This window comes from uncultured Adlercreutzia sp. (assembly GCA_910585575.1).
In the GTDB taxonomy this organism is placed as follows: Bacteria; Actinomycetota; Coriobacteriia; order Coriobacteriales; family Eggerthellaceae; genus Adlercreutzia.
Map to the genome: position 1 here is coordinate 32,012 of CAJUFS010000005.1, position 13,514 is coordinate 45,525.

General features: G+C 61.0%; 10 protein-coding genes and 2 tRNA genes. 6 read left to right on the forward strand and 6 right to left on the reverse strand.

What is annotated here, in order from left to right; genetic code table 11:
• The first annotated feature begins 139 nt into the window (after positions 1-139).
• Both QZ307_RS01105 and QZ307_RS01110 read left to right on the forward strand, forming a co-directional pair.
• The gene (locus QZ307_RS01105; protein ID WP_295994512.1) at positions 140-1,798 is read left to right on the forward strand and encodes a LuxR family transcriptional regulator; all 1,659 of its coding nucleotides are present in this window, start codon (positions 140-142) and stop codon (positions 1,796-1,798) included.
• A gap of 35 nt (positions 1,799-1,833) precedes the next feature.
• A tRNA-Ser gene (locus QZ307_RS01110) sits at positions 1,834-1,921 on the forward strand.
• Between the two features lie 44 nt (positions 1,922-1,965).
• Here the strand turns inward: QZ307_RS01110 and proC are convergent.
• The gene (gene proC / locus QZ307_RS01115; protein WP_295994513.1) at positions 1,966-2,790 is read right to left on the reverse strand and encodes a pyrroline-5-carboxylate reductase; all 825 of its coding nucleotides are present in this window, start codon (positions 2,788-2,790) and stop codon (positions 1,966-1,968) included.
• Between proC and QZ307_RS01120 the strand changes: the two genes are divergently transcribed.
• The 3 genes from QZ307_RS01120 to QZ307_RS01130 all read left to right on the forward strand — a co-directional run bounded on the left by QZ307_RS01120 (position 2,783) and on the right by QZ307_RS01130 (position 4,655).
• Complete coding sequence (locus QZ307_RS01120) at positions 2,783-3,256, forward strand: type II toxin-antitoxin system HicA family toxin (protein ID WP_295994516.1); 474 nt, start codon at positions 2,783-2,785, stop codon at positions 3,254-3,256. The two genes, proC and QZ307_RS01120, sit on opposite strands and share 8 nt — an antisense overlap.
• Positions 3,257-3,282: 26 nt before the next feature.
• Positions 3,283-3,729 (forward strand): type II toxin-antitoxin system HicB family antitoxin, encoded by a 447-nt coding sequence (locus QZ307_RS01125; RefSeq protein ID WP_295994519.1) that lies wholly within the window; start codon positions 3,283-3,285, stop codon positions 3,727-3,729.
• A 164-nt stretch (positions 3,730-3,893) separates the two neighbouring features.
• Positions 3,894-4,655: a helix-turn-helix transcriptional regulator gene (locus QZ307_RS01130; RefSeq protein ID WP_295994521.1), complete on the forward strand. Its 762-nt coding sequence runs from the start codon at positions 3,894-3,896 to the stop codon at positions 4,653-4,655.
• Between the two features lie 688 nt (positions 4,656-5,343).
• Here the strand turns inward: QZ307_RS01130 and QZ307_RS01135 are convergent.
• The gene (locus tag QZ307_RS01135) at positions 5,344-6,771 is read right to left on the reverse strand and encodes a citrate/2-methylcitrate synthase (protein ID WP_295994525.1); all 1,428 of its coding nucleotides are present in this window, start codon (positions 6,769-6,771) and stop codon (positions 5,344-5,346) included.
• 188 nt (positions 6,772-6,959) lie between these two features.
• Here QZ307_RS01135 and QZ307_RS01140 point away from each other — a divergent pair.
• A tRNA-Arg gene (locus QZ307_RS01140) sits at positions 6,960-7,036 on the forward strand.
• A 124-nt stretch (positions 7,037-7,160) separates the two neighbouring features.
• On the opposite strand, the gene QZ307_RS01145 is transcribed toward QZ307_RS01140, so the two are convergent.
• The 4 genes from QZ307_RS01145 to QZ307_RS01160 form a co-directional block, all read right to left on the reverse strand.
• Positions 7,161-8,117 (reverse strand): SPFH domain-containing protein, encoded by a 957-nt coding sequence (locus QZ307_RS01145; protein ID WP_295994528.1) that lies wholly within the window; start codon positions 8,115-8,117, stop codon positions 7,161-7,163.
• 56 nt (positions 8,118-8,173) lie between these two features.
• Positions 8,174-8,791 carry a hypothetical protein gene (locus tag QZ307_RS01150; RefSeq protein WP_295994530.1) on the reverse strand — a complete coding sequence of 206 codons (618 nt, stop codon included), beginning with the start codon at positions 8,789-8,791 and terminating at the stop codon, positions 8,174-8,176.
• Positions 8,788-9,930, reverse strand: a complete 1,143-nt coding sequence (locus QZ307_RS01155; protein ID WP_295994533.1) for a peptidylprolyl isomerase — start codon at positions 9,928-9,930, stop codon at positions 8,788-8,790. Before QZ307_RS01155 ends, QZ307_RS01150 begins: the two co-directional genes overlap by 4 nt.
• Before the next feature lie 96 nt (positions 9,931-10,026).
• Positions 10,027-13,476 carry a leucine-rich repeat domain-containing protein gene (locus QZ307_RS01160; RefSeq protein ID WP_295994535.1) on the reverse strand — a complete coding sequence of 1,150 codons (3,450 nt, stop codon included), beginning with the start codon at positions 13,474-13,476 and terminating at the stop codon, positions 10,027-10,029.
• Between the last annotated feature and the right edge of the window lie 38 nt (positions 13,477-13,514).

The following is a 13,514-nucleotide window of genomic DNA, read 5'->3' on the forward strand; positions in this document are numbered from 1 at the left end:
AGCGAGGACGTCTTGCGCATCACCGCAACGAGAGGTGATGGCCTGGAACTGGGAAGACTTTGGTAAAATCACCGCGGTGAGGTGATGGCCGCCGAGCCGTTTTTGCCTAAGGTGGAAGGCAAAGGGGAGGGAGAACGTCATGGCGCACAACACCCGCGCGGAGCAGAAGGCGCGCACCGATCGCGAAGAGCGCGGAGAACAAGGCGCGCGCAAGGGATGCGGTGCGGGCGAAGGCCAAGCGCACTGTCCGGGCCCAAGCCGCGCGGGGGCGGTTCTGGCGCGAATGGACGCCAACCTGCCATTGCGCCTTCTGGGCTTCGGCCTCATTTATGCCTGGAGCACATGCCTGTGGGAGATTCCGTTCATGGGAGACGGATCGCCGAGCACGCTCCAGGGTGGCGACGGCTGGCTCTTTTCGGCCGTGCTGACGCCTCTTACCTGCCTGGCCATCGCTTTCGCTGGCCGTACCCGCGCTTTGGTCGACCAACGCTGGATAACCGTGGCTGCGCCGTTGCTGTGCTCGCTGGGCACCATTGCGGTCTTAGGCGCCGAATCGACCGTTGGCACCGCCAGGCTGCTGTGCGTGATCGCGGCTGGCATCGGCACGGGCTGCGGGCCCGCTTTGCTCGTCCTACTGTGGACCGCGCTTTTCTCCAGGCTGGACATGGGCATTGTCGAAACCGTCGTACCCGCGTCATTCGTGGCGACGCTGCTCTGCACCCTGGTTATTCCCGCCCTTGCGCCCGCTATCGGCGTGCTCCTTCTGGTACTCCTGCCCCTTCTTTCGGGGCTTCTCTTCGTTTTATCGCGCCACAGCTTTCAGGAGGGGCACATTGCGCCAGCCGAAAAAGAGCCTGCCGAGGCGGCCGGCCCGGTAAGCCTGCGCGCCTTCGCCCGCATGCTCGTCCTGGTGGTGATCGTCTACGTCCTCGCCTGCCTGTCGGCGGCCATCGTTGCCGCTCCGCTCTCCCCTACAGACGAGGCCTTCACCACCATGGCCGGCATGCTCTTCGCCATCGCCCTTTCGGTATCCATCGTGCTTTTCGCGCGCCGCGTCAACATCACCGCGCTCTACCGCTGGATTACCATTCCCTTCGTGGTGGCCATAGTTGCTGCACCGCTGCCCTTTGTCGAAGCAGCAGCCCTTTCGCGCGTGCTCATGAACGTCGTGTTCACGGGCATCGAGATCATCGTCGTGCTCTATGTGGTGAAGCTGGCCCAGCTCACCCAACGCCCTGCAGCGTTTTTTATTGGCTGGGGCGAATGGGCCGGTTACTTCGGCGTGCTTCTGGGCTATGTGCTGCTTGAGCCCTTTGCCGAGCTGCTGGCCACCAACAGCGAAAGCCTGTTTGCCTGCCTGGTGATTCTGGGAGCCTTCATTCTGGCGTCTCTGCTGGTGCCGCAGGACGAGCGAGCCTTGACCGCGATGCGCGCCCAAACCACGGGGTCGGAAACTTCAGGCCTAGAAAGCACGGGGCATGGTGCGCCACTTGACGGGAGTACCATGGCCGGCCCGGTTGCGGCAAAGAACCCCGAAGGCGCCCCCGCTCCCGTGGTGTCCTCCTACGGTGCGGAGATGGACGCCATCCTGGCCCACCGCACCGCCGTGGCCCAGCGCTTCGGCCTGTCGGCACGCGAGACCGAGATTTTCCTGCTGCTGGCCCAGGGCCGCAGCCGGCCCTACATCCGCGACTCGCTCTACCTGTCGAAGAATACCGTGGCCACGCACATTCGCCACATCTATGAGAAGCTGGGCGTGCATTCCCAGCAGGAACTGATCGACCTAGTTGAGGAATAGCCCGCCCGTTCATTGTGGTATCCTGTTTACCCTACGGAGGCGTGTCCGAGTGGCTTAAGGAAGCAGTCTTGAAAACTGTCGTGCCGAAAGGTACCGTGGGTTCAAATCCTACCGCCTCCGCCAGAAACGATAAAGCCCCGGGACCAGCGCCCCGGGGCTTTTTCTTGCTACAGCTGCTGGGCCTTACGCACGCAGGCATCGACAGCGTTCATGACGCTGGCACGGAAGGCTCCCTCTTCCAGGGCCTTCACACCTTGAATGGTAGTGCCGCCCGGCGAGCACACCATGTCCTTGAGGTCGCCGGGGTGACGCCCTGTTTCCAGCACCAGCTGCGCACTGCCCGCCACGGCGGCGGCGGCGAACTCGTAGGCCTGGGCGCGCGGCATGCCGGCGGCCACGGCGCCATCGGCCAGCGACTCGATGAACATGAACACGAAAGCCGGCGACGACCCGCTCACCGCGCTGGCCGCATCCATCAGGCGCTCGGAGATAACCACGGCACGACCGAAACTGCTCATCAAGCTGATGCACGTCTCTTCATCGGCCTCCGTAGCACCCTCCCCCAGGCACACAGCGGTGCAGCCGGCATTCACGAGGGCCGGCGTGTTGGGCATGCAGCGGATAAGGCGCATAGTGGCCGCATCGCGACCGAACAGGTCGGCGATGCGCTCTAGGGTAAGACCCGCGGCAATGCTGATGACCAGCTTGTCGCCAATAACGTCGCGAATCTCCCCGATGACCTCGGGGAAGAACTGCGGCTTTACCGCCAGCACTACCACGTCGGCCTGCTCGACCACGGCGCGATTATCGGCGGTAACGGCAATGCCGAACTCTTCGGCCTTGGCGCGGCGCGTGGCCTCGGTCTTTGCCGAGCCGATGATGTTGGCCGCAGTGATGGCCTCTTCGCCCGCGCCGAGCACCGTGCCCTCGCGCAAAAGGCCGCCGATGATAGCCGTGGCCATATTCCCCAGCCCGATAAACCCTATGTTCATGGATGCTCCTTCAGTGATAGTGCGTCAGCAGCGGATGTCAGCGAAAGCTGGTCGAAACCTGACGCCCATTCAGTTCGCAGCCAGAAGCTGCCCGTTTTCGGTCGCCTGCCATTGTAGCGCAGGGAATATTCCCCTGCGGTTCGTTTATGACCGAAGGGGTTCTTTCGGCCGCAGTGCATACTGTTTTCATGATTCCGAATCGGGTTTAAAAAATTATATAAATCACCAATATTTATTGCTTTATTTGTTGGCTCTTTATACAATTTGCGAAAGGATTCTTATGCCGATGACAGCGCGCGAGGCGGCACGGCTTGTTCGAAAGATGGGCGGTCGCTTTGGATACCATGGAGCCGAACACGACATCTACTATGGGCCCAAAGGCAACGCCATCCCCATCCCACGCCATAAAGGGGATCTGTCTCCCGGCACCGAGCGATCCATCAAGCGCGCTTTAGGCTTGAAATAGCGGCAATGCAAAGAGGAGCGTTTTCCATGAAGTATCTCTACGAGGCTTTTTTAACGCCCTGGGGAAACGGCTACGAAGTCTCGTTTCCTGACCTCGAGATCGTTACCCAGGGCGACGATCTACATGATGCCGTGTACATGGCGCAAGACTTGCTGCAGCTTTGGATTTCCTCCGAAAGGGCCCAAGGACACGCCATTCCTCCGGCGACGATGAACAACCAGGCTCCCGAGGGAGGCCAAGTTGTTTTCATCGCCGTCGAATGCACCGACAAAGTTCCCGAAATAGAAACCATGACGGTCAAAGAGGCAGCTGACATCCTGGGCGTTTCCAATGCACGCATTTATGCCATGGCAAGAGACGGCGTCCTCGAGTCAACCAAAGTGGGAAACATGCTGCTACTCAGCACCGAAAGCGTGCGCAAGCGCTACAACGAGCCCCGCAAAGCGGGACGGCCCAAGAAGGTGCAGGCATAGGAAAAGGCTCGGCGGCCGCTCGGCACGGGAGCTCGCCAAAATACCAGCGTTAGCGAGGGAAGGCTCCTCAACAGGGAGTTGCGCCTTTACACCTGAGCGGTTCGTGACGAGAGCGTCGCGCGCCTTCTACAATCGAGCCACCCCCTACCAAAGGAGCCTCAAGCATGAAACTCGCAGAGAACGTGCGCGCGCTTCGCCTCGCCCACGGCCAGACCCAGGAGGATGTGGCTCGCGCTCTTGGTATCACGCCGCAATCGGTCAGCAAGTGGGAGCGCGGCGAAGGACTGCCCGATATCACCCTTCTTCCAGCCCTGGCTGCCCACTTCAGTGTCTCCACCGACGAGCTTCTTGGGTGCGCACCTCCTTCGCGCACCCAAGACTATGCCGCCATCAATGAAACCTGGTGCCTTCAGAACGACGCCGGGCTCAACGCTGAAAACGTTGAGCTGATGCGTAGCGCCCTGGAGCAATTCCCCAACGACGCCCTTCTTCTGGTTCAACTGTCCACCTCACTTGAGAAGGCCGGCAGCACCGCTGAAGAGCGCGAGGACAACTTGCGCGAGTCGCTTGAGGTGCAGGAACGCATTCTGCGCTTGCCCGTTGACAGCGAAATGCGCAGCGCCACCCTGTTCAACATCTGTTTCACCTACTGGAAGCTCGGCCGTAAAACGCTCGCCCTCGACTGCGCTCGTCAACTGCCCAACCTCTACAAAGCACGGGAAAACGCCCTAGTTACTTTTCTTGAAGGCGAAGAGCGGCGGGTGGTGGCTCGCGAGGCGCTGGAAGCGATGGCCTGGGTAGCCAACCGGCACCTCAACGCCCTGGCCGATCTCGAAAACGACGAGCGCTATCGAGAAAAAGCGCGGGCCATTGAAGAGCTTCTCGAAGACGCCATTCGCTTGGGCCGAGATCGAGGCTGCGAGTAGAACTTGGCATGGGGCCTGGGGCGCGAGGCGCGAGGTGCGAGGTGCGAGGCGCGAGGCGCGGGTCTTGGGCCCGCTGTTGGATTCGGGCGCTGAGTCCACTTCTGGATTCGGCAGCCGAGCCCACTGTTGGATGCGGGTCAAAAAACGCTCGAGGTTGAAGCTTTGGTTCGCAAAATGACTTTTAAGGTCGAAAACCGGCCGAAGCGGGGCTTTTGTAGCGGCCAATGCGTCGGATTCGCCCTTTTGGATGGAAAACAAACCACATTTGGCCGCACGCTGGTCAAAATATGGGCAACGTCAGCGCACAAACCCCGCCTCGACGCAATTGTGACCTTAAAAGGATCCATTCGCGCAAAAGCATCAACCTGGAGGCGTTTTTGACCAGTCCCGGCACGATGGCAACGAAGCAGAGGGGAGTGATCTGGGACAGAGGCGGCACACTCCCTTGCTGTACCGTCAGTCTGGCACAACCCGCCACGCCTCCACCTCTTACGCGCGCCCGGCCGCCCGCGCGGGCAAGCCGAATCCGACCATTGGCCGTAGCGAGGAAATCCGCCGCACCGAGAACAATCCGACGCTCATCGGCGAGCCCTGCATCTGCAACAGCGTTCACTCCTCCCCCTTGCACAAGAAAGCGCCTCGCGGTGATTTCCGCGAGGCGCTCTTACTCTTGCCTTGGCGGCTTCCCCTAGCGGCGCTCGAGGGGCACGTAGGGCTTGGTGCCGCGGACGGTGTTCTTGTAGGCGGGGCGGATGATGCGCTTGCCAGCGCCGATTTCCTCGAAGCGGTGCGCCGCCCAACCGGCCATGCGAGCGCAGGCAAACAGCGGCGTGAACAGGTCTTCCGGGATACCCATCATGGAGTAGATGAAACCGGAGTACATATCCACGTTGGCGCACAGCTCCTTGGTGGAGCCCTTCTCGCGGGCGAACACCTCGGGAGTGAGGCGCTCGATAGCCTTGAGCAGGTTCAGCTCGGCCTCGTACTCGGTGCCGGCGGCCAGCTGCTCGGCGAAGCGCTTGCCGATAACGGCGCGCGGGTCGGACAGCGTGTACACCGCGTGCCCCATGCCGTAGACCAGCCCCGTGCCGTCGTAGGCCTGCTTGTTCACGATTTTCGCCAGGTAGGCGGCCACTTCGTCGTCGTCTTCCCAGTTCGCCACGTTCTCCTTAATTTCGGCCTGCATGGCGCGCACCTGGTGGTTGGCGCCGCCGTGGCGATGGCCCTTGAGCGACCCCAGGGCCGCCGCATAGGTGGAGTACGGGTCGGTGTCGGACGAGGACAGCACGCGCGTGGTGAAGGTGGAGTTGTTGCCGCCGCCGTGCTCGGCGTGCAGGCACAGCATGATGTCGAGCATGCGTGCCTCTTCCGGCGTGAACTGGCGGTCGGGACGCAGCATGGATAGGATGGTTTCCGCCGTGGACTGGCCCGGCACGAAGCGATGCATGATCATGGACCCGTGGTTGAAGGTGGCCTGCTTGGCGTAGTAGGCCAGCACCATAATGCGCGGCAGACGGCTGATGAGCGAGAGCGCCGTGTGAATCTCGTGGCCGGGTGAGCGGTCCTCGGCGCAGTCGTCAGCCGCGTACAGACGCAGAATGGAGCGCTGCATCATGTTCATGAGGTCGGGCGACGTGTCGTTCATGAGCACGCTGGCGGTGAAACCGTCGGGCAGCTCGCGTTGGGAGTCGATAACCTCCACGAACTTGGCCAGGCGCTCTTGGGTGGGCAGTTCGCCCATAATAAGCAGGTAGGCCACTTCTTCGAAGCCGAAGCGGCGCGAGGGGTCCAGATCGCCCAGCAGGTCGTAGATATCGTATCCGCGCAGACGCAGCGAGCCCTCGGCGGGCATCTTCTCACCGTCGGACACCACGTAGCCGTGCACGTTGGACACGTTGGTCATGCCAGCCAGCACGCCGGTGCCGTCGGCGTTGCGCAGACCGCGCTTGACGTCGTAGGTGCGGTAGAACTCAGGGTCGATGGAGTTCACCTGATAGAAGTTGTCGTAGAGGCGAACACGGGCCGCTTCCTCATCGCTAATTTCGAGGGGCTCGACCTCGTTCAGGTCGGCGGGGTTCTTGACGCGAATGACGGCCTCGTCGATTTCCATGGCCATAGCTGTTCCCTCCCTCGGAGCGCTTCTGAAGTAATTGGTCTATTCTAACGTCCATGCCCTCTACGCGGGCGGTTTGTCACCTTCCGTTTGCCGCTTATGCGGTGAGCGGCGCACTTTCGAAAAAAGTTCAAATTTCTCGTTGACAACCTAAAAGGGTCATGGTTAAATAGTCGTTGCTGTTTTGAAGTGCGCCGTTACCTCAGCTGGATAGAGGGACTGACTACGAATCAGTACGTCGGGGGTTCGAATCCCTCACGGCGCACCATTTTGAACTGCTGAAACCGCCTCTTGGCGGTTTTTTTATTGCTCAGGCTCGGTGCAGGCGCGCGCCAAAAAATAAGGAAGCGCCTTCCGCAGGAGGCGCTTCCTTGTCGAAGCAAATATCCCGTCTAACGCACCTCGGGCGGCGGGGGCACCTGGCCGGGCTCGGCGGCCTTCACCTGCGGGGTCACCTTGCTGCCCTGGAACAGCTCGCCGATCATGCCCGTGGCGCTGGCAATGCCCGTCAGCTCGGTGGGCATGAAGATCTTCGTGGCGTTGCCGTCGGCAATGGCCTTCAGGCTCTCCACGTAGCGCACGGCAATGTAGGAGTCGGTATCCTCGGCGTGCAGTTGCTCGAGCACGTTGGCCACGGCCTGAGCCTCGCCCTCGGAGGCCAGCACGCGCTGCTGCTTTTCGGCATCAGCCACCTCGCGGATGGCCTGGGCCTTACCCTCGGCCTCCAGGATAGAGGACTGCTTCACGCCCTCGGCCTTCTCGATGGCCGCCTGACGCTCGCCCTCGGCCTCCAGGATGACGGCGCGCTTCTCACGCTCGGCCTTCATCTGACGATGCATGGCCTGGGTCACATCCGCCGGCGGCTCGATGCGCTGCAGCTCGACGCGGACAATCTCGACACCCCACTGCATGGTGGCATCGTACAGTATGTTCTTCAGATTGGCGTTGATGGTCTCGCGGCTCGTCAGCGACTCGTCCAGCGTGAGCTCACCGATCACGTTACGCAGGTTGGTCTGAGCCAACTTTGTGGCGGCCAGGTAGAAATTCGTCACGTTGTAGATGAGCTTCACGGCATCGGTGGCGCGATAGTACACCACGGCATCCACGGTAACGGCCACGTTGTCCTTGGTGATAACTTCCATGGGGGGCACGTCCACCACGTTCTCGCGCATGTCTACCTTGGTCATGCGATCCACGAAGGGAATGATCCAGCGGAAGCCCGACTGGGCGGTGCGCTTGTACTTACCGAAGCGCTCCACGACGCCGCGCTCATAGGGGCGGACAATGCGCACGCCCATCACCACCATCGCAATAATCGCAATCGCTACTACCACGCCAACAATCCACATAGTGCCTTTTCCTTCTCTCGTTGATGGTCCGTCTCCGCACCCGAAATCCTGGGTGCCTAGCCTCTCTCTACCTCTGCCATTGCCTCTTCGACTTCTGCCCCTCCCCTTTCTGCCTGTCTCTGCCCTCGGCGCTCACGCCGCACCTTGGCCTTGTCGTCGTTCTTGATAATGCGCCGCATAAGCACCCGCTCTAAAAACGTCATCGACCTTCCCTCTTGCTTGACCACTTGCTTGAGGGGCTCCATACCGTCGGGAAGCTCCTGGATTGCGAGGGGGTTCTCGGAAGCGACGCGCTCAGTGGCCGGGAGCGTCAGCCCCTGGGCCTCCAGCTTGTCGGCCACCGCGCGCACCAGCGCGTCGTTCGCTTCCACCAGGCGCCCCTCCAAAATGCTGTCATTGCGCCGAGCGTCGCGCCTCACCTGTTCGAAAGGATCCCCTGCATCGCCCTCTTGGGCGTCGGCCCGAGCAGCCTCGGCTCGATCCCTCAGAGCATCTCGATCGATGCGGTAGAACCAATCGCGCTGCTCGAGGGCGAACCAGTTCACCCTTCCCTGCGCATCCAGCCGCGCCACGTCCTCGTATTCAAGCGGTCGCGCCCCTACAAAGAACTGGTAGGTTGCACGATCGTAAAGCAGCCGCTTCCCATCTTCGCATTGTCCCAACTGCACGCTCATGAGGCTCCCTCCTGACCCTCCGCCGTCGCATGGGCATCGGTGCCATCGACTGCCTCCGACCCCTTCTGAGCCACGGCCATGTCAACGTTATAGGGGGCATCTTCCGGGAAGGGGAAGTACACGACCTGGGCATCTGCCACCAGCTGCTCCACATAGGCATCGCTCGCCGTCTGCCAAAGAGCGGTGGCCACGCGATCCTCAAAGTACTGAGCCAGCGAATCCGGAAGCCCCTCGATTCCTGCGCTTCCCTCCTGCGTCGCCGCTGCCGTGTCGCACACTTGATCGACCCAAATAAAGTAATAGCTTTCGTCGTCGGCCAAAAGCTGAGACACGTCGCCAGCTTTCATATCTGCCAGCGCCGTCTGGTAATCCGCTGCGTAGGTTCCTTCGTCCACATACCAGCCGTAGTCGCCATCGCCGTCCGACGATGCCCCGTAGGCCTCCTTCAAGGCCGCGAAGCTCGCAGCGGTCTTGTCCGACTGGGCGAACTCGTCACGCACCTGCTGAGCCGCTTGGCGCTCGTCGAGCGACCCTTCCGCGCTGCTCTTCGCCATGCGCAGGCAATAGGAGTGCTTCACCACGGCGTCGCGGCCAGCTTCCTGCTCTTGGGCCACATAGGCGCTCAGGGCGCTCCTCACTTGATCGTTCGTCGGTTCCGGCCACGGAACCTGCTCGGCGCAGAGCTTCTGACGCAAACCCTCGAGACGGTACACCTCGCGCAGCCCCTCTTCAGTTTGACCGAAAGAGGCCAGGGTTTCCTGCCAGGCCGCGTCGTCGTCGAAAGCCAGCATGCCCTTTAAGGCCTCCAAAGACGACTCAATCTCCTCTTCGGAAACGGTCAGCCCGGCCTCGGCCGCCCTCTTCTCCACTAATCGATCAGCGATCAGGTTGTAAAGCGTCGACTCTCGCAAGCGCTCCGGCGTCAGCTCGTTCGATGCGAGAAACGTGGCCCATTCCTCGTCGGTGACCTCAGCCAGGCCCATTTGCTGACGATAGGTGGCAATGTACTCGCTCACCTCGTCTTCCCCCACGTAGCTGGCGAAGTCGTATTTTGCCGCGGCGCCGGGAGGAGCCCAAAAGCCCGTTCCCACGGCGTAGGCCGTGCCTGCGGCAACCCCAAGAACTATCAGGACGGCCACGATCGCCCCCGCGAGCCATCGACGCGGCCCTTTGCCGGCGCTTCGCGATCCCTGTTTCGACACGTTCGTCATAGCCTCATCGTTCTTCAAGATTCATCAGCCCTTTTTTACCGTGGCCTTCTTGGAAAGGCCTTTTTTGACAAGCGCCTTGCCATAGGCTTTCACCTTGGCCTTAGGCACTTTCACAACGGCCTTGGAAGCAGTTTTGGCAAAGGCCTTGGACCCAATGCGCTTCGCGGTCAGCTTCGACGTGCCCAAGGTAATCGCCTTAAGCTTTTTGCAGTTGTAGAACGCCTTGGCTCCGATTTTCTTAAGAGACTTCGAGGGAATTTTGACCGTAGCGAGCTTCGTGCATCCCTGGAACGCCGAAGCGCCAAGCGTGGACAGCTTGCTGCCCAGCGTCACGGACTTCAGGGCCGTGCAGTTCAAAAACGCCCCCGATCCTACGCTGGCAACCTTGCCCCCCAGCGATACCGATGCAAGCTTCTTGCAACCACGGAACGCGTTAGCCCCTACCGTCTTCAATTTGGACGAAAATGCGGCCTTCTTAAGCGCCGTGCAGCCCTGGAAGGCCCCCGATCCGATGCTCTTCGCCGCCGGGAACGACACGCTGCTCAGCGCTGTGCAGCCGTAAAACGCCTTCTTCCCCACGGTGGTAGCGCTGCGCACATTCCCGTTGAGCGTTTTCAGGGCCGTACAGCCTTGAAACGCGCTGCTGCCTATGCTGCTAACCTTTGCGGCATAGGCAACGGAGGAAAGGTTTTTGAGGCCGCTGAACTGCGAGGCGGCAATGGTCTTAACGCCGGTGTTTTGCACGCTTAAACTACGCAGGCCCGTCATTGACTTGAAGAACGTCGCCGGTATCGACGACACTTGGGCGCCCAGCGTCAAAGACGTCACCGTCGCACCCGCCAAAGCACCGGACGCCACGGAGGTCACCCGATAGGTTTTGCCTGCATAGGAAACCGTGTTGATCGTCAGGCTTGAAGCCGCCATCGTCGTTGCGCCGACAAGCTGCACCGTGTCGGTGCCCGTTATCTTGTACACGAGCCCATCGGCTTCAACGGTGTCTCCCTTCGCAATGGCCGTGGCGCCGGGCTTGTCCCACAGCGAAAGCACGCGCTTGCGCACATCGCTGCCCCAGGAAGAGAAGTTCCCGACAAAGTACAGGTTTTCGATAGCCGTGGAGCCCTTCTCAGCAATCAGCGACTGCAAATAGACCTGAAGCTGCTTAGCATCGGCCGAGGAGGCGCAGGTGAGAACAATGCCGTTGAGGCTTCCCGCAAGCACCGAGGCAGCCGTCACATCAGCGGCATTGCGACCATCGGCAATAACCACCTGGGCCGAGGACGCGCCCGCGGCAAGCATCGCCTTGGCGCCGGCGATGCTGTTGAGCGCGCTGTTGCTGTTTTGCGAGAGAAACCGGCTCGGCGTAACGCCCGTAGACGACTTGATGGCCGTAGCGCAACTAGCAGACACCTGAGCCGTCGTTCCCGCGATGACGATTTTCTTGAAGCGGCCTGCCTTCAGGTACCCCAGATCGGCCGAGCTGAGGGCGCCCTGCTCATTGGCGAAGAACACCGGGGCCTGCCTCTGGTAGGCATACTGGGCAACCGTCAGAATGTTGCCGGCATTCTTCGTGGGGACAACGAGCGCCGTGTCGCTCCAAGTTACCCCCCAGCGTCCCTTCTTTATGGTGCTGTACACCTCATCGGCCAGGCTTTGCGGCGTGCCGTCGCTACTGTAGCGCGACGCTTTACCCAGATTGCGCTCGCGCAGGTAATCCATGAGATAGGCCTCGCTCGACGCACGGGCCGACTGGGGCAGGCGGCTTGTCGACCCCACCGCCTGCAGAGCCGTCGCCCCCGTCTGAATGAAGGCACGGGTCATCTCGTTGGAGTAGTCGCTTCCGCAATCGTACAGCAACACGCCTTGCCCTGTACCGGCCAAGGCCGCACCCACCAGCTGATCTTGCCAGTGGGATCCCGAAACCGCGACGCTGAACTGGCTGCCCTCAACCTGCTCGGCAGCGCGGGCCATAAGCAGCCCCAGGCGGCGCGATTGACTGCTGTCGCCAAGATCGGTCACCTCGGGCGCATAGGCCGCCACCGTGAATGTCGCCGGGGCCGTCTCGGTTTTCGCATAGGCGCCAACGCCCCGGGCTTTAACGCGGTACGTGCCACCGAGTTTAATTTGGGAGGCGCTGATCGTCTTATAGGTGGATTGCTTGTTTACGGTGGTCACTTCCTCGAACACCAGTGTGTATTTGGACGGATCGAGAACCGATCCGTCGGCCGCGCACACCTTGAGACGGTCAAGCTCGATCACCTTGCCCGCCCGATCCCGATAGAACGTCGTCGTCACCGTTGAAATATTCGTCGCCCCCGGCGTAATGATGCGGTCTTCGTTGGCCGCATCAAGACGCGGCGACGAAAGCCAGCCATAGTCGAGGTTTTCGCGCTCAACCGCCGCCACGCGATAGGAGCCCGCCATCTTCGTCTCAGCACAGGCAACGGTATGGCCCGTCACACCCCAGACCTTTCCGCTCGGACACGTGGGCAAGGATGCGGCACTTCCGCTGTAGCGATACGAGGCAAACTGCGCGGGATTTTTCAACAAGGCGAGCAGGGCAATGGGATAGCTCTTTGTTCCATCGGAGCCAATTTGCGCGCCCCGATAGGTGGCCGAGCCCAAAAGCCCTGTGCCCTTTTCGGCGCCCTCGGCGCTATCGTAAAAATCGAGGGTAAAGTACATGTTCTTCACCGGAATGGCATTCTGGCTCGTTCCCATGGGGAAACTCACTGTTTGGCCCAAGCACACGAAGTCAGTGAGCACCGGACACTGGGCGAAGCAGTTCGTGCTGGCCAAATAGGTAAGCTGCGTCGAGGCCACAGGCCCCTGGAACACAATGCGCTTAAGCTTAGCGCATCCATTGAAGCAGTCCTCGCCAATTGTAGCCCGTGCCAAAAAGCTGGGATTTACCCCCGTTTCCGCAGAAGTGGGGTAAGCCGTCAGGCACGGCAGCGCCAGCTCGGTAAGCGAGGTGCATCCATAAAAGGCCTGATCGAGAAGGTACTTCATCGTGGCGCCCTCGAAGGTGACATTCGCCAGAGAAGTGCAGCCGCGGAAGCACTGCCAGGGAAGGTACAAAACACTTGCCGGAATTGTAATGCGCGTCAAGCCCGAGTTCATGAACACCGCTTCGCCCATCGTTTTCAGAGTGGATGGCAACTTGACCTCTTTGAGGGCTGCCACCCCCTTGAAGGCTTCCGCGCCCAAGGCCACCACTGGCTGCCCGTCTATGGTGTCGGGTATCTCCAACGCGCCGGAACCCACGGCCGTAACGCCATCAACACAAATGCCGTCGTTCGTAGCATGATAGGCCAGCGTCCACGTACCGCTTATGACACTTGCTGCAGCGCGCTCTTGAGAAGGGGCGGAGGAGGCAAACGCTGCCGTGGGCGCCCCTGAAAGCACCAGCAGGGCGCTCAACGCAACGGACAGGCTTGCCGACGCGGACTTTGGCAGATGTTTTGTAGCTTCCATGGCATCTCTTTCAGTCAGGTAGAGCTTTTCTTTCGATC

Bases quoted from the DNA above. Each gene is read 5' to 3' on its own strand.
- QZ307_RS01160 (WP_295994535.1), bottom strand. From the start codon at position 13,476: ATGGAAGCTACAAAACATCTGCCAAAGTCCGCGTCGGCAAGCCTGTCC.
- QZ307_RS01135 (WP_295994525.1), bottom strand. From the start codon at position 6,771: ATGGCCATGGAAATCGACGAGGCCGTCATTCGCGTCAAGAACCCCGCC.
- QZ307_RS01150 (WP_295994530.1), bottom strand. From the start codon at position 8,791: ATGAGCGTGCAGTTGGGACAATGCGAAGATGGGAAGCGGCTGCTTTAC.
- QZ307_RS01125 (WP_295994519.1), top strand. From the start codon at position 3,283: ATGAAGTATCTCTACGAGGCTTTTTTAACGCCCTGGGGAAACGGCTAC.
- QZ307_RS01120 (WP_295994516.1), top strand. From the start codon at position 2,783: ATGTTCATGGATGCTCCTTCAGTGATAGTGCGTCAGCAGCGGATGTCA.
- QZ307_RS01105 (WP_295994512.1), top strand. From the start codon at position 140: ATGGCGCACAACACCCGCGCGGAGCAGAAGGCGCGCACCGATCGCGAA.
- QZ307_RS01145 (WP_295994528.1), bottom strand. From the start codon at position 8,117: ATGTGGATTGTTGGCGTGGTAGTAGCGATTGCGATTATTGCGATGGTG.
- proC (WP_295994513.1), bottom strand. From the start codon at position 2,790: ATGAACATAGGGTTTATCGGGCTGGGGAATATGGCCACGGCTATCATC.
- QZ307_RS01130 (WP_295994521.1), top strand. From the start codon at position 3,894: ATGAAACTCGCAGAGAACGTGCGCGCGCTTCGCCTCGCCCACGGCCAG.